This window comes from Pseudomonas sp. NBRC 111139, assembly GCF_001753955.1.
GTDB classification, from domain to species: domain Bacteria; phylum Pseudomonadota; class Gammaproteobacteria; order Pseudomonadales; family Pseudomonadaceae; genus Aquipseudomonas; species Aquipseudomonas alloputida.
Genome location: NZ_BCBP01000053.1, coordinates 46,316 through 63,465, shown reverse-complemented (window position 1 = coordinate 63,465; position 17,150 = coordinate 46,316). Strand labels below are relative to the sequence as shown.

At 65.7% G+C, this 17,150-nt stretch carries 4 protein-coding genes; 2 read left to right on the top strand and 2 right to left on the bottom strand.

Translation table 11 applies throughout. The annotated features are described in order from the left end of the window. Positions 1-14,209, bottom strand: a 14,209-nt coding sequence (locus BJQ17_RS21105) for a non-ribosomal peptide synthetase (RefSeq protein ID WP_070096586.1), incomplete at its 3' end; no start/stop codon positions are given. A gap of 248 nt (positions 14,210-14,457) precedes the next feature. Here BJQ17_RS21105 and BJQ17_RS21100 point away from each other — a divergent pair. Further along, a complete protein-coding gene (locus BJQ17_RS21100) occupies positions 14,458-15,654 on the top strand; it encodes a PepSY domain-containing protein (protein ID WP_003254197.1) in 1,197 nt (398 codons plus the stop codon). Beyond that, positions 15,651-16,193, top strand: a complete 543-nt coding sequence (locus BJQ17_RS21095) for a thiamine pyrophosphate-binding protein (protein WP_070096585.1) — start codon at positions 15,651-15,653, stop codon at positions 16,191-16,193. Before BJQ17_RS21100 ends, BJQ17_RS21095 begins: the two co-directional genes overlap by 4 nt. A 29-nt stretch (positions 16,194-16,222) precedes the next feature. Here BJQ17_RS21095 and BJQ17_RS21090 read toward each other — a convergent pair whose 3' ends face one another. Then, positions 16,223-16,972 (bottom strand): DUF599 domain-containing protein, encoded by a 750-nt coding sequence (locus BJQ17_RS21090; protein ID WP_003254200.1) that lies wholly within the window; start codon positions 16,970-16,972, stop codon positions 16,223-16,225. Between the last annotated feature and the right edge of the window lie 178 nt (positions 16,973-17,150).

Genomic DNA, 17,150 nt, shown 5'->3' with positions numbered 1-17,150 from the left:
CCAGGCTGAGCACGCGCACGCCTGCCGGCACCGGCAGGCTGGCCAGCACCTGGGGCTGTGCCAGCACGCGCTGCAGGCCGCTGTCTTCGATCATGTAGGCCAAACGGTCGGCCGGGTAGGCCGGGTCCAGCGGCACATAGGCACCGCCAGCCTTGAGGATGGCGAAGATGCCAACAACCATGTCCAGCGAGCGCTCGGCAGCCAGGCCGACCAGCACGTCGGGCCCGACCCCGTCGTCGACCAGGCGCCGGGCCAGGGCGTTGGCACGCTGGTTGAGCTGGGCATAGCTCAGGGCCTGGCCCTCGCAGGTGACAGCGATGGCATCGGGGGTGCGCTGCACCTGGGCCTCGATGCGGCTGTGCAGGGCCTGGTTGGCCGGGTGCTCGGCGGGGGCAGGGTTCCACTGGGCGAAGGTGGCCTGCTGCTGTTGCGCATCGAGCAGCGTCAGGCTGCCCAGCGCCTGGTGCGCCGAGGCCTCGACAATCTGCTCCAGCAACTGTCGCAGGTGCCCAGCCAGTTGCTCGACCTGCACGGCAGCGAAGCAGCCACGGTCGTAGCCGAAGGTCACCGACAGCGTCTCGCCCTGGTTGACCGCCAGGGTCAATGGGTAGTTGGCCTGCTCATGGTTGTGCACCGCATCGAAACGCAGCCCCTCGGGTGCCGTTTGCTGGAGGATCTCCGAGACCGGGTAGTTCTCGAACACCATGATGCTGTCGAACAGCCCCTCGCCGCCGTGACCGGCCCAGCGCTGGATCTCGAACAACGGCGTGTGTTCGTGTTCACGCAATTGCAGGTTGAGGCTTTGCAACGCTTGCAGCCATTGCACCACGGGTTGTTCCGGGCGCGGGCTGGCAACCACCGGCAAGGTGTTGATGAACAGCCCGATGTGCGCTTCGACGCCGCGCAGCTCGGCAGGACGCCCTGCTACGGTGACACCGAATGCGACCGCCGCCTGCCCGGTATAACGCTGCAACAGCAACAACCAGGCCCCTTGCATCAAGGTGTTGAGCGTGACCTTGTGCTGCCGGGCAAAATCGCTGAGCTGGCGGGTTTGCTGGCGATCACGCAGCAATACAACCTGCCCCTGCCCGGCCACGTCGGCTTCGGCCAATGGCTGGCCGGTCGCCAGGCTGCGGCTGAGCAGTGTGGGCTGTTCCAGGTCCGCCAGGCGGGCTTTCCAGAACTGCTCGCTGGCCTGCGCATCCTGGCGCTGCAACCAGCCGATGTAATCGCGGTAGCGCCCTGCCGGCGCCGCTGGGCGAGGCTCGCCGCGGGCCTGGGCGCCGTATTGTTCGAGTACCTCCCCCAGCAGCTGCGAATAGCTCCAACCGTCCATGAGGATGTGGTGGTTGGTATCGATCAGGTGGTAGCGATCGTCGCCAATGCGGATGACCTGGATGCGTTGCAGCGGCGCCTTGCCCAGGTCGAACCCGCGCAGGCGTTCGGCGTTGGCCAACTGGTCGAGCGCGGTGGGCAGCTCCCGCCGCTCGCGCCAATCCTGGTACACCAGCGCCACGGCCAGGTGCTTGTGAATGACCTGCAACGGTTGCTGCTGGCCCTGCCACAGCACACTGGCGCGCAGCACCTCGTGGCGGTCGTAGACTGCCTGCCAGGCGGCCCGCAGCCGTTCGGCATCCAGCCCCTGCACATCGGCACGCATCTGGTTGATGTAGTCACCACTGCCCTGCTCGTACAGCGAGTGGAACAGCATGCCTTGCTGCATCGGCGACAGCGCGTAGATGTCTTCGACTTGCGCCGCCGGTACCGGCAACGCATCGAGCTGGGCCTGGCTCAGGCCCGCCAGCGGGAAGTCCGAAGGTGTCATGCCCTGCTCACCGGCCTCGTTGGCCTGCAGGCAATGCTCGACCAGGCTGCGCAGCTCGCGCCCGTAATCGTCCGCCAGGCGTTGCACGGTCTGTTCGTCAAACAGGTCGAGGCTGAACGTCCAGCCCATGCGCAGCTCACCGCCATAGACCTGGCCATTGAGGCTGAGCCAGTTTTCCAGCGGCGCGTCAGCGCTCTGCTCGGCGCCGACGCCCAGCCGGGAAGGTTGCAGCAAGGCATCACCGGCGCCATCGAAGCTGGCGTCGAACTGCCCCAGGTAGTTGAAGGTGATGCGTGGTGTTGCCAGGCCTTGCAGGGCCTGACGCTGCTCGTCACTGCCAAGGTAACGCAGTACACCGTAACCCAGGCCTTTGTTGGGGATGGCGCGCAACTGTTCCTTGACCTGCTTGATCGACGCGCCCAGCTCGCCCTCGACGCGCAGGCACACCGGGTACAGGCTGGTGAACCAGCCGACGGTTCGGCTGAGGTCAAGGTCGGCGGACAGTTCTTCGCGGCCATGCCCTTCCAACTGAATCAGCGTCGCGGCCTGGCCGCTCCAGCGACCCACCACGCGCGCCAGCGCAGTCAGCAGCAAGTCGTTGACCTGAGTACGATAGGTGGCCGGAGCCTCTTGCAGAAGCTGCCGGGTCACTTCGCGGTCAAGTTGCGTGCTGACCGTGCGCGCACGTCGGCGTTGTTGCCCGGCGCCCGGGTGGTCGCAGGGCAGCTCGGCGTGGTCGTGCTGCAACTGCGCCTGCCAGTACGCCAGCTCGCTGCCAAGCCCTGCGCTGCCAGCATAGGCTTGCAACTGCCCGGCCCAGTCCCTGAGCGAACTGGTCTTGGCCGGCAGCACCACCGTTTGGCCCGCCACGCATTGACGATAGGCACGCTGCAAGTCTTCCAGCAGGATTCGCCAGGACACCCCGTCGACCAACAGGTGATGGATCACCAGCAACAAGCGCTGGCACTCGCCCGGTTGCGTTACCAGCACCGCACGCACCAGGTCGCCGCTGCCCAGGCACAGGCTGGCCTGGGCCTGGTCGCACAGTGCCTCCAGCGCCTGCGCATCGGCACAGTCACGCTGCCACAACAGCGCGTGGCGCACGTGTGCTTCGCCGAAGCTGGCGCGCCAGCCCTGTTCGCTTTCGTCGAACTTCAGGCGCAAGCCGTCATGGTGTACCACCAACTGGTGCAGGGCGTGTTCCAGCCGGTCGGCATCCAGCGGCTGCAGGGCGTCCAGCAGCACCGACTGGTTCCAGTGATGGCGCTCGGGAATAGCCAGCGCGAAGAATTCGGCCTGGGCCGGCAGCAGGTGCAGCTCACCGCTGACCGGGCCCTGGTCGATCTGCTGCTGAGCGGCACCCCGCCGAGCGACACGCGCCAGGCCCTGCACCGTTTGCTGCTCGAAAACATCTTTGGGGCTGAAGGCGATGCCGGCCTGGCGGGCGCGCCCGACCACCTGGATGGAAACGATCGAATCGCCACCCAGTTCGAAGAAGTTGTCGTCCATCCCCACCTGCTCAAGCTTGAGCACGTCCTGCCAGATCGCGGCCAGCTGCTGCTCCAGTTCACTGCGCGGGGCAACATAGGCCTGGCGTGCCTGACTCATGTCCGGCAGCGGCAGCGCCTTGCGGTCTACCTTGCCGTTCGGCGTCAACGGCAGGCGCGCCATCAGCACCCAGTGCACGGGTACCATGTAGTCGGGCAGACGGGCTTTCAGGCTGGCTTTGAGCTGTTGCTTGAGCGCGTCGGCAGCCACAGCGTCATCCGCCACGCAATAGGCCACCAACTGCGGCCCGTTGGCGCCGGGCTGGGCCATCACCACCGCCTCGCGTACCTGATCGCTGTCGAGCAACGCGGCTTCGATTTCGCCCAGCTCGATACGGAAACCGCGGATCTTGACCTGGTGATCGACCCGGCCGACGTATTCCAGCACGCCGTCGGCACGGCGCCGGGCCAGGTCGCCAGTGCGGTACAGGCGCTCGCCGGGCGCCCCGCAAGGGTGCGGAATAAAGGCCTGGGCAGTACGCAGTGGGTCGCCGACATAGCCACGGCCCACGCCGGTTCCTGCCACGCACAGCTCTCCGGTGACGCCCAGCGGCGCCAGCTCCAGCGCGGCGTCCAGCACATACAGGCGGTTGTTGTCGGTGGGGCTGCCAATGGGCAGGTACACGCCTTGCGTGCTCGCCAGGTCGACGCGGAAGAACGCCACGTCATCGGAACATTCGGCCGGCCCATAGGCATTGACCAGCCCGACATCGGGATAGCGCTGCAACCATTGACGAGCGAGCTCCGGCGCCAGCGCTTCGCCAGTGGGCAGCATCCAGCGCAGCGACGGCACGGCAATGGCCGGGGCCTGGAACATACCCTGGATCAACGACGGCACACTCTCGAGCACACTGATGCGCTGCTCGCGCACCTGCTGCAGCAAGGCTTCGGGATCATGGGCCAGTTCGTTTGGCACGATCTGTACACAGCCGCCAAACAGTGGCGCTGCAAGGAACTGCCACACGGAGATGTCGAAGCTCTGCGACGCAGTCTGGGCGATCACGTCGTCCGGCCCCAGGCCCAGGTAAGGCACCTTGCTCAGTTGGTTGTTGAGCATGCCCGCCTGCTCGACCATTACCCCTTTGGGCTGCCCAGTCGAGCCCGAGGTGTAGATCACGTACGCCAGGTGCTGCGGGCCACTGTAGCGCTGCGGGTCGTGCTCGGCGCTGCCAGGCCGGTCGAGGGTTTCCAGCACCAGCAGCTGCGGCCGCGGTGCTTCGTCCAGTGCGTCCAGCAAAGCCTCGGCCTGCGCCTGGCAAGCCTCGGTGCAGAGCAACACCGGGGGGCGGCTCAAGGCGACGATATGGCTCAGGCGTTGTTGTGGCAGGCCAGGGTCCAGTGGCAGGTAGCCGGCGGCGGCCTTGAAGGTGCCCACCATCATGCTCAGCAGCTCAAGGCTGCGCTGCGCCAGCAATGCCACTGGCTGGTCAGGCCCGACCCCCAGCGCAATCAGCCCATGGGCCACACGGTTGGCACGGCGGTTGAGCTCGCTGTAGCTGTACTGCCGGTCGCCGCAGCGCGCAACGACCGCCTGCGGGGTACGGGCCACCTGCGCTTCGAACAGCTCGGCATAACTGTGCTGCAGCGGGTATTCGGCAGCCGTTTGGTTGACGTGCTGCAACAGCCCTTCGCGGGTGGCAGGGGCTACCAGGCAGAACGCGCCCAGGCAGCTGTCCAGCGGCAAGCTCAGGCACTGCTGCAGCACATGCTGGAAGTTGTCCGCCAGCGCAGCCAGCGCCGGGCGCTGCAGATGCTCCAGCGCATGGCTGTAGTGCAACTGCAAGGTCTGCCCTTGGCTGATCGACAAGGTCAGCGGGTAATGCGTCTGTTCGCGGCTGTAGACCTCGCCGAAGCTCAAGCCTGCCGGGGCACCCTGCTGCAGTGCTTCGGAAACGGGGTAGTTCTCGAAGACGAGGATGTTGTCGAACAGGGTCTCGCCGCCCTGCCCGCTCCAGCGCTGGATGTCGAACAGCGGGGTGTGTTCGAACTCGCGCATGGCCACGTTCTGCGCCTGCAGCTGCTGCAGGAATTGCGCGAACGGCAGCTGCGGGGCCGGGCTGGCAGTGACCGGCAAGGTGTTGATGAACAGGCCCACCTGCTGCTCGATGCCCTTGAGCGCCGCCGGGCGCCCGGCAACCGTGGCCCCGAACGTGACGCTGTCCTGCCCGGTATAGCGTTGCAGCAGCAACAGCCAGGCACCCTGCAGCAAGGTGTTGAGGGTGACCTTGTGTTGGCGCGCCAGTGCCACCAGCTGCCCGGTGGTGGCGGCATCGATCACCTGCACATGCTCGGCGTAGCCCTGCCCGGCTTCGGCCTGGGCCTCGTAGGCAATGGCCTGCGCCAGGCGGGTGGGCCCTTGCAGGTCGCGCAGACAGTCTTTCCAGAACGCTTCACCGGCAGCGGCGTCCTGCCGGCCCAGCCAGCCGATGTAATCGCTGTAGCGGCTGGTGACCGGTGGCAATGCCGAGGGCTGCCCGTCGCCCAGCAAGGCGTACTGGTGCAGCACTTCGCCCAACAGCTGGGAGTTGCTCCAGCCATCCATGAGGATGTGATGGCTGGTATAGAGCAAGTGCTGTCGGGCCGGACCAGTGCGCACCAGCGCCAGGCGCAGCAACGGCGCCTGGCTGAGGTCGAAGCCCTGCTGGCGCTGGTCGACTGCCAGTTGCTCAAGGGCAGCCTCAAGGCCTTCGCGCCCCTGCCAGTCGTGCACCACGAACGGCAGTTCAACGTGTTTGCGTACCACCTGCAGGGCCTGCTCGTGTTCCCAGTGGAACTGCGTGCGCAAGATATCGTGGCGCTGCAGTACAGCCTCCCAGGCACGGCGGAAACGCTCGACATCCAGGCCGTCGACATCGACGCGCATCTGGTTCACGTAATCCCCCGCCTGCTGCTCGTACAAGGCGTGGAACAGCATGCCCTGCTGCATCGGCGCCAGCGGATAGAGGTCGGCGATCTCGGCCGCGGGCACTGGCAGTTGGTCCAGCTGGGCCTGCGACAGGCGCGCCAGCGGGAAGTCGGACGGCGTTACACCGCACACCCCCGGTGTGCAGCAGTGCTCGATCAACGCCTGCAACTCGCGGGTGTAATCTGCGGCCAGGCGCTCAAGGGTGGCGCTATCGAACAGTTCGCGACTGAACGTCCAGCCCAGGCTCAGCTCACCGCCGTACACCTGGCCATTGAGGCTCAACAGGTTGCCCAGCGGCGCCTGCGCGTCGTGATCGGCGCCCTTGTCTTCCTTGGCCGGCACGAACAGCGCTTCGGCCTGATCGAAGCTGCCATCGAACTGGCCCAGGTAGTTGAAGGTGATTTCCGGCAGCGGTGCCTGGCCCAGTTGCTGGCGCGCCTCGGCGCTGCCCCATTGGCCCAGCACCCCGAAACCGATGCCGTTGTCGGGAATGCTGTGCAGGTGCTGCTTGACCTGCTTCAAGGTGTGGGAACGCTCGCTGGGCACCGCCAGCTTCAGCGGGAACACCGTGGTGAACCAGCCGAGCGTGCGGCTGAGGTCCAGGTCGTCGAACAGCGCTTCACGGCCATGACCTTCCAGCAGCACCGACACTTCGTCGCGCCCGGTCCAGCCGGCAATCACCCGCACCAAGGCTGCCAGCAGCAGGTCGTTGACCCGTGTGCGGTAGGCGGCCGGCGCCTCGCGCAGCAGCCGCTCGGTCCATGCCCGGTCCAGGCGGCTGTAAACCGTGTGGGCGTGGCACTGCTGATTGGCTGCGGCCAGGTCGCTGACCTGCCGACGTGGCAGTGCGGCGCGCCCCTGCAACTGCTCGCACCAGTAGCCAAGCTGGCCCTGCATGTGCGCTGCATGCCCCTGCAAGCGCTTGGCCCATGCCTGCATGGAATGGCTCTTGGCGGGCAGGTTCGGCTGGTTACCCGCAAGCACGGCAGCGTAGGCCTGTTGCAGGTCCTCCAGCAGAATGCGCCATGACACCCCATCCACCACCAGGTGATGAACGACCAACAGCAACCGCTGGCTGCCGTCCGCCAGCGTTGCCAGCAAGGCACGCAGCAATGGCCCGTTTTCCAGGTCAAGGCTGCGCTGCGCTTGCTCGAGCAAAGTGTGCAACCCACCTTCATAATCCACCGCGGCCTGCCACAGCAGCGCCGCCTGGGCGCACTGGGCAGGGCTGCGGTAGCGCGCCTTCCAGCTGTCATCGGCGGGCGCAAAGCTCAGGCGCAAGGCATCATGGTGCTCGACCAGGGCGTGCAGGGCCCGCTCCAGATCAGCAGCGTTCAAAGGCTGCCGTGGTTCAAGCAGGATCGACTGGTTCCAGTGGTGACGTGCCGGGATCTCCTGGGCAAAGAACAGCTGGTGCACCGGTAGCAGCACCTGCTCGCCACTGAGCGGCCCCTGGTCGGCTTGCACCTCGCATGCGCCGACCTGGGCAACGCTGGCCAGTGCGGCCACGGTCTGATGCTCGAACAGATCACGGGCACTGAACAGCAGGCCATCCTGACGCGCCCGACTGACCAGCTGGATCGAGATGATCGAGTCGCCCCCGAGCTCGAAGAAGTTGTCACTCACGCCCACCTGCGGCAGCTTCAGCACGCGCTGCCACAACGCGGCAAGACGCTGCTCCAGGGCATTGCGTGGCGCCACGTAGGCCTGCTGCAGGGCGCTGAAGTCGGGTGCCGGCAGTGCTTTGCGGTCGAGCTTGCCATTGGGCAGCAACGGCAGTTGCTCAAGCACCAGCCAGTGGGTCGGCAGCATGTAGTCCGGCAGGCTCTGGCGCAGCGCCGCCTTCAGTTGCTCGCGCTGCTCGGCCGGCCCGTGTGCGGCAATGCTATCGGCCACCACCAGATAAGCCGCCAGCTGCTTGCCGCTTGGGCCGTCGACGGCTACCACCACGGCCTCGCGCACCTCGGCGCAGGCCAGCAGGCACGCCTCGATTTCGCCCAGTTCGACACGGAAGCCGCGGATTTTTACCTGGTTATCGATCCGCCCCAGGTAATCGAACTGCCCGTCGGCGCGCAGGCGAACCTGGTCACCGGTGCGGTACAGGCGCGCACCCTCGGTGCCAAACGGGTCGGGCACGAAGCGCTCGGCCGTCAGCCCCGGACGCCCCAGGTAGCCGCGGGCCAGGCCGGCACCGCCCAGGTACAGCTGCCCGGCCACGCCTGCTGGCAGCAGGCCCAGGGCGGCGTCCAGCACACACGCACTGCGCTCGCCGACAGGCTGGCCGATCGGTGCATAGGCGCTGTCGCAATGATCCCCGGCGCGGGTACGCCAGACCATCGGCGTGACCACGGTCTCGGTGGGGCCATACCCATTGATCATCACCTGGGGTTGCAGGCTTTGCTGCACCCGCTCGTAAGTCGCCCGCGGCATGGCATCGCCGCCAAAGCTGTAAAGACGAACCGGTGGAGGGTTACCGGCATGCGCCGCATGCTCGGCCAGCTGTTGCAGGTAGGCCGGCGGGAATCCGGCCATGGTCACCCCATGCCGGCGTATCTCCTCGTAGGTGCGCTCGGGGCTCCACAGCTCATCGTCGCGCAGCAGCAGGCTGCCCCCCATGACCAGCGAGGTCAGCCAGCGTTCATGGGCACCGTCGAAGGCAAACGACAGGAAATGCAGCTCACGGTCCGCCGGGGTCATTTCGTACCATTGGCCAGTGGCCAGGCAGTGCATGGCCAGCGGCCCGTGTGCGACCGCAACGCCTTTGGGCTGGCCGGTAGAACCCGAGGTGTAGATCACGTAGGCCAGGTTCTGTGGGTTCAATGCCACGGTGGGTGCATGTTCGGCGCCCGGCTGCTCAACCCGTTGGTCGAGCAGCAGCGTACGCATGCCGGCCTGCACGTCCAGGCCCGACAGCACCCGGCTGTGACTGAGCAACAGGTCGATGCCGCTGTCCTGCATCATGTAGGCCAGGCGCTCTGCCGGGTACTGAGGGTCAAGCGGCAGGAACGCGCCCCCGGCCTTGAGAATGCCCAGCAAACCGACAACCATGTCGAGCGAACGCTCCAGGGCGATGCCCACCAGCACGTCGGGGCCGACACCCAGCGCCCGCAGGCGGTGTGCCAGCTGGTTGGCCCGGGCCTCAAGCTGGCCGTAGCTCAGTTGCTGGTCGCCGATCAGCAGCGCTACCGCTTGCGGTTGGCGCCGGGCCTGCTCGGCAATCAGCTGGTGAACCGCCGCCGGCGCGGCCGCAAGCCCCGCCTGTTGCCAGCCCTGCAACAGGGCCGCCTGCTCCTGCGGCGCCAGCAACGGCAGCTCGCCGACAGCCTGGGCTGGGTCGGCGGCCAGGCCGCGCAGCAAGTTGCACCAGTGCTCAGCCATGCGTTGCAGGGTAGCGGCTTCGAACAGCTCGGCAGCGTAGAGGAACGACACGTTGATCGCCGCGTCGGTCTCCAGCGTTTCCAGGGTCAGGTCGAATTGCGCGGTGCCACCCTTCAGGGTCATTTCCTCGGCATGCAAACCTGCCAGGCTGGTGCTGCCCACCTGCTGGCCGGCAATGCTGAGGTGGTTGTACATCACCTGGAACAGCGGGTTGCGGTCCAGCGAGCGTTGCGGGTTCAAGGCCTCGACCAGGCGGTCGAACGGCAGGTCCTGATGCGCCTGGCCGGCCAGCGCCGTGGCCTTGACCTGGCTGAGCAGCGCCGCGCCGCTCATGGCCGGGTCGACTTCGACGCGCATGACCAGGGTATTGACGAAAAAGCCCAGGACGTTTTCCAGCTCTTGCCGGCTACGGTTGCTCACCGGTATGCCGATGCGCACATCGGGTTGTTCGCAGTAGCGTTGCAACAACAGGGCAAAAGCCCCGAGGAACAGCTGGAACAGGGTCAGCTCATGCTCACGTGCCAACTGCCGCAAGCGCTGCGCCAGTTCGCTGTCCAGGGCGAACGCGACGCGCCCCAGCCGGTGGTCTTTCAGCGCGCTGCGCGGGTGGTCGATTGGCAATTCCAGGATGGGCTGCTCGCTTCCCAGCTGCCCGCGCCAGTAGTCCAGCTGGCGCTGGAGCTCGCCCTGGTCGAGCCAGTGCTTGTGCCAGGCGGCGTAATCGGCGTACTGGATCGGCAGCTTGGCCAATGCCGGCGCCTCGCCCCGGTGCAAGGCCTGGTACAGGGCAACGAACTCACGCACCATCACGCTCATCGAACCACCATCGGAAATGATGTGGTGCAAGGTGACCACCAGCAACTGGTCCTGCTCGCCCAACTGCAGCACCTTGGCGCGCCACAACGGGCCGGTGCCCAGGTCGAACAGCCGCTGGGTCTCGGCCAGTACCTGAGCCTGTATCTGTGCCAGCTCGGCCGTTGCCGGCAGTCGGTCCCAGGCCAGCGGTAATTCACCCGCAGGCTGAATGCGCTGCAGCAACACGCCATCGCGCTCGACGAACGTCGTGCGGAAGGCTTCATGGCGTTCGCAGAGGATCGCGAAGGCCTGGGTCAATGCGGCACGATCCAGTTCGCCGCGCAGGCGCACGACCATAGGTGTGTGGTAGGCGGTGCTGTGCGGCTGCATCTGCCAGAACAGCCATTGCCGCTGCTGGGCGTGCGACGCGACCAGGGGCTGGTCACGCGGCACCGCTGCGATCGGCTCGACGTGCTGCGCGCCAGCGCCCAGTACCTGTTCGGCAAAGCCCTGTAGCGAGTTGCTTTCGAAAAGGCTGCGCAACGGTACGTCACGCCCCAGGATGCGCCGGACCCGGGCGATGATCTGCGTCGCCAGCAGGGAATGCCCACCCAGGGCGAAGAAGTTGTCGTCAAGCCCGACCTGGGCAACGTTCAGCACGTCCTGCCAGATCAGCGCCAGCTGCTGCTGCAAGGTGGTCTGCGGGGCACGGTAGGCCTGTGCCGGGCCTTCGTCAGGCACCGGCAAGGCGCGTAAATCGAGCTTGCCGTTGAGTGTCAGTGGCATGCCGGGCAATGCCATGAAGCGGCTCGGCAGCATGTAGTCCGGCAACTGCCTGGCCAGCGCCGCTTGTACGTCGGCAAGCACCTGCGGGGCGTCGGCCTGGCTGTCGGGCACCACGTAGGCGACGATACGGGCCGCGCTGCCGGTGCCGTGGATAACGGCCACGGCGTCGTGCACACGGGGCTGGCGCTTGAGGGTGTCGGTGATTTCACCCAGTTCGATGCGGTAACCGCGAATCTTCACCTGATGGTCGACCCGCCCCAGGTAATCGACCTGGCCGTTCGCCAACTGCCGCGCCAGATCGCCGGTACGGTACACCCGGCTACCGGCGGCCCCGAACGGGTTGGGCACGAAGCGTTCAGCGGTCATCGCCGCGCGGCGGTGATAGCCTCGCGCCACCCCTGCACCGGCAAGATACAGTTCGCCCTGGCAACCGGTGCTCAGCGGTTGCAGCGAAGCGTCCAGCACATAAGCCTGCATGTTGGCCAACGGCCGCCCAAGCGGCGCACGCCCGGTCGCCGGTGGCGCCTCGACCGCATCAGCGAGCGCGCCCACGGTGGTTTCGGTTGGGCCGTAATGGTTGAACAGCGTGCAGTGCGGGGCCAGCTGCGCCAGTTGTGCCATCAGCCCGGCGGGGCAAGCCTCGCCGCCCAGCACCAGCGCACGCTGCGGCAGTGCCCGGGCCGGGTGCGGGCCATCGAGCAATGCCTGCAGGTGGGAAGGGACAATTTTCAGCACGTCCACGGCGTGTGCGTGCATGTAGGCGGCGAAACGCTCGGCGTCCAGGCTGATGTCCAGGGCAATCACATGCAGGCAGCTGCCGCTGCACAGTGCGCCGAACAGGGTGGTATGGCCAAGGTCGGCCGCCAGCGTGGAAACCACCGCCATGCTCGCGACCCGGCCCAGCGCCAGGCGCTGCAAGGCCGCCTGCACGTAGTTGGCCAGGGCGCCATGGCTGATGGTGACACCCTTCGAACGCCCGGTAGAGCCCGAGGTATAGATGACATAGGCCAGGTTATCGGCATTCAACTGTGCAGGCGGAGCCGTCGTACTGAAGCGCGCCAGCTCCTCTGCTGCCTGGTCGAGCACCAGGTAGCGCACTTGTGTGTCCTGCGGTAGACGGGGCAGCAGCGCCTGCTGGGTCAGCAGCAGTTGAACACCGCTGTCGTCGAGCATGTAGGCAAGCCGCTCTTGCGGGTATTCGGGGTCGAACGGCACATAGGCACCGCCGGCCTTGAGGATGGCCAGCAGGCCAACGATCATCTCCACCGACCGTTCGACTGCAATACCCACCCGTACTTCAGGCCCGACGCCCCACTCGATCAGTTGGTGTGCCAGCCGGTTGGCATCGGCATCGAGTTCGGCATAGCTCAGTTGCCGGTCGCCGAACACCAGTGCCGGGGCCTGCGGCTGCTGCGCCACCTGCGCGGCGAACAGCGCAAGTATGTTGTCGACGGCGAACTCGCTGGCGGCCGGTTGGCTGGCCTGCAGCAGCCGCTGCCGCTCGCCGGCACCCAGCAGCGGCAAATCGCCGATGGCCGCCAGCGGGTCGGCGGCCATGGCCTGCAACAGGTTCAGCCAATGGCTCGCCATACGTTCGATGGTGGCCGGGGCGAACAATTCGCGGGCATAGGTGAAGGCGGCCTGCACCTGGCCGTCGCGCTCCACGGTATCGAGGGTGAGCTCGAACTGGACACTGCGCTCGTGACGCTCCAGCACGTGCAGCTCAAGGCCTGATTCGCTGCGCAAGGCGCCGATGTCGGCGACGTTCGCCTGATGGTTGTGCAACACCTGGAACAACGGCGTGTGGCTGAGGCTGCGCTCGACTTGCAGGCCTTCGACCAAACGCTCGAACGGCAAATCCTGGTGGCTCTGGGCCGCGCGGGTGGTTTCGCGGATATCGGCCAGCAATTGGGCGACGGACATCTGCGGGTCGAGCTCGGTGCGCAACACCTGGGTGTTGACGAATACGCCAATCAGCCCCTCGACTTCTTCGCGATTGCGGTTGGCGACCGGCACCCCGACACGGATGTCCTGCAGGCCACTGTAATGTTGCAAAAGCAGCTTGAAACCGGCCAACAGCACACTGAACAAGGTGACCCCTTGCTGACGCGCCAGGCCCGCCAGGCGCTCGCTCAGGCCCTGTGGCACCGCGATGGGCAGGCGCTGGCCCTGGCGGCTGGCATGCAGCGGGCGCGGGTAGTCGGCAGGCAACTGCAATACCGGGTGCTGGTCGCCCAGCTTGGCCTGCCAGTAAGCCATCTGTCGCGCCTGCTCCCCGGCCTCCAGCCAACGCCGCTGCCACAGCGCATAGTCACTGTACTGGATCGGCAACTCAGGCAGCACCGGCACCTGCCCGCGAACCAAGGCGTCGTAGCCGTGGACGAATTCCTGGATGAGCACGTTCATCGACCAGCCGTCGGCGACGATATGGTGCAGGGTCAACAGCAGCACATGCTCCTGTGCCGCCAGCTTCAACAAGCGTACGCGAAACAGCGGGCCCTGCTGGAGGTCGAAGGGCAAACCGGCTTCGTCCCGCACCGCCTGCGCGACGGCGGCGTCGCGGGCCTCGGCGGCCAGCGCCTGAAGGTCGTGTTCTTCAATGACGATGGCCGCTGGCTGCACCACTTGCACCACGTCGTCACCCTGGGTCTGGAACACAGTACGCAGGGCCTGGTGACGCTGCAGTACCTGCTCGAACGCGCGCTGTACCGCCGAGGTGTCCAGCGCCCCTTTCAACACCACCGCACTGGGCAGGTTGTAGGCGGCACCGTGTGGGTCCAGTTGCCACAGAAACCACATGCGCTGCTGGGCATAGGACAGTGCATGGCGATCGTCGACGGCGACGTCCGCAGGGATCGGGAATTGTGAAAAGTCGATACCCTCGCTGGCCAGGGTTTCGAGAAACAGCCGCCGCTTTTCCACCGGCAGCTCAATGAAACGGCGGGCGAGCTTCAGGGACTTCTCAACATTCATCGGGTTTCATCCGTGCACATGGGTTTCGAGTAACAACTCGGCTATCCCTACGAAACGGATGGAACACCGGGAAAATTAACCCGTCACGGCCACCGGCAAAGGCAGGCTCAGCGGGGGCCTGGGGTTCGCCATGACAGACGGTTTTCCGGTTTGCCTGCCCTCGCGCGTCATAAGGGTACCGGCGGGATTTTCCTCATACCGCGAGGGATCGACGCGCAAGCCCCCCAAACCACAAGGCACCGGCCCCTATGTCCAAAAAGTCACGCTCGAAACTCTGGTTCCTGGTTCACAGCTGGCTGGCCCTGCCCATCTGGTTCTTCGTGCTGATCGTCTGCTTCACCGGCACCCTGGCAGTGGTCAGCCAAGAGCTGGTGTGGCTGGCCAAACCGGAGATACGCGCGGCGAAGCCGAGCGATGATGCGCCACTGCTGACTTACGACCAGGTGCTCAAGGCCCTGCGTGAAGCCCGCCCCGATCTGGATGTGCAATACATCATGCGCCCGGACGAGTCGCACTTCGCGCTGCAGGTGCAGGTGGTGCAACCGGACAACACCACCCAGAACCTCTACGTGAACCCCTATACAGGCAAGATCCAGGGCATCAGCCCTTCCTTCGACTTCCGCCAGTTCACTCGCGCCTTGCATGGCTGGTGGCTGGTACCTTTCGGCAACGGCTACCCGTGGGGGTGGTACCTGGTCTCGCTGCTGGGCTTGCCGATGCTTGCCTCGCTGGTCACCGGCCTGGTCGTCTACAAGCGCTTCTGGAAAGGCTTTCTGAAACCTACCCTGCGCTTTCGCCAAGGTGCGCGCATCTTCTGGGGTGACTTCCATCGCCTGAGCGGTATCTGGTCGATCTGGTTCATTGCCGTGATCGCGATCACCGGCACCTGGTTCCTGATCCAGGCGTTGCTGGCCGACAACCACATCTCGATCTCAAGCCGCGACGTCCCCGCCGTGGTGGCCCGCGAGGACGTACCGCTGCTGCAGGCTGGCGAAGCGCCCCGGCTGGTCAGCCTGGAGCATGCCATCGAAACGGTGAAGGCGCAGATCCCCGGCTTCGAGGCATCCTTCGTGCGCCTGCCCGGCAATGCCTATGACACCTTCAACATCCGTGGCCGCGGCTGGTACCCGCTGATGTTCCAGAGCGCCAGCATCAACCCGTACACAGGCGTGGTCGCCACCTCGCACACCCTGGATGATCGCACGTCGTTGGAGTTCGTCACCGAATCCATGCGCCCGTTGCACACAGGCGACTTCGGCGGACTGTGGGTCAAGATGATCTGGTTCGTTTTTGGCCTGGTGCTGACCTTGATGGTGCTCAGCGGCCTGTTGATCTGGAGCAAGCGCACCGCACAGGCCACTGCAGCCGCACTGAAACGCAAGCCGCGCAGCGCACCAACGGCCAACGCCGCGCAAGACGCCCACCTGCCGGAGACCGCCCGATGAGCCGAGCCACCACCACCGACGCACCTTCGGCCTCACGCCGCCTGTGGCTGAAATGGCGCTTTCACCTGAACATCCTGCTGATACTCATCCCCTTGTGGTTCATGCCCAGGTATTTTGCCGACCAGGCGTTGTTCAAAGGTGAAGCCGGGCTGGGTGAGCGTGAGGCGGGTGTGGTCGCAGTGGGCCCATGGAGCCTGCGCCTGGCCGAATTCCGTGCGTCGGCGCCTCGCCAGGAAGGCCCGGCCGGGTATTTCAAGAGTTTCAGTGCGGCGCTGTGCAACCACTGTATCGGCGAAGTGAAGGCCACCTACCTGCGGGTGGGTAAGCCACGCAGCCTGCGCGCGGCCGGGAGCATCTTCTTCGGTTCACCCTACAGCATGGGCGCTTCCGTCCCGGTTCCGGCCAAGACCCGACCCAACGCTGAATTGTGGATCACCATGGAAGGCTGGGATGGCAGCGTGCACCAGGCTTCGATTCCCCTCAGCCAGGCCTCGCCGGCGACAGTTGCCTGGCTGCAGGCGCAGGTTGGCAGCCGCTAGACAACCCGGCGGCGCCCCCCCTGATCGGGTCAAGCGTTGCCAGCGGCGCTTTCCTTGCCCGCGTCCGTGGGGGCGCTTTCAGTGGGCGTGAAGACCATCACTTCCAGTACATCGGAATGGAACTCACGGCGGTACAGGATCAATACCACGCCCACACTCACCACCATGAATAGCCAAGGGCTGATGAACCAGGTCAGCATGGCCATGCCGAAGTAATACGAGCGCAGGCCGAAGTTGAACTGGTTGGCGGCCAGTGACAGCACCCGCGCCGCGCGGGAGGCGAACGCCTTGCGCTCCAGCTCATTGACCAGCCGTTCGCCGATCATCGGCGCCGACCCCACCAGCACGGCGGCAAAGTTGTATTGGCGCATGCACCAGCTGAACGTGAAGAAGGCATAGACAAATACCATGGCCAGGCACAGCAGCTTGATCTCCGACATTCCCTGGGATGTTTGCTGAACCAGCGGCAGGTCGGCCAGCAACGACAGTGCCCGGTCGGAGGCACCGAGCACGGTGAGGATGCCAGCCAGAATGATCAGGGTGCTGGAGGCAAAGAACGAAGCGTTGCGCTCCAGGTTACCGATCACGCTGGCATCAGCGATGCGGTTGTCGCGCAGCAGCATGCGGCGCATCCAGTCTTCGCGGTACAAGTGCAGCACACTGGCCAGGCACGCGGTGTCGCGCCCCTTCCAGATCGCATAGCGGGTATAGCCACCCCAGCACAGGGCGAACCAGGCGATGGCCAGCAGGTTGTTGAGGTTGCTTTGGATGAAGTTCATGCAGGGTTACCGAAAGGGCCATGTGCCTAAAGGATAGGGACCGGATTTCGACGCTGGCAAGCGGCAAAAGGCACACCTGCACACTGAAAAATGCATTACCTGCTGCGAAGCGGCCGAAACAGGCAAACAGCAAAAAGCCCCGCATCCTTTCGGAGACGGGGCTCTCTTGTTTTCACCC

Coding starts and splice junctions, on each gene's coding strand:
- BJQ17_RS21090 (WP_003254200.1), bottom strand. CDS start 16,972: ATGAACTTCATCCAAAGCAACCTCAACAACCTGCTGGCCATCGCCTGG.
- BJQ17_RS21100 (WP_003254197.1), top strand. CDS start 14,458: ATGTCCAAAAAGTCACGCTCGAAACTCTGGTTCCTGGTTCACAGCTGG.
- BJQ17_RS21095 (WP_070096585.1), top strand. CDS start 15,651: ATGAGCCGAGCCACCACCACCGACGCACCTTCGGCCTCACGCCGCCTG.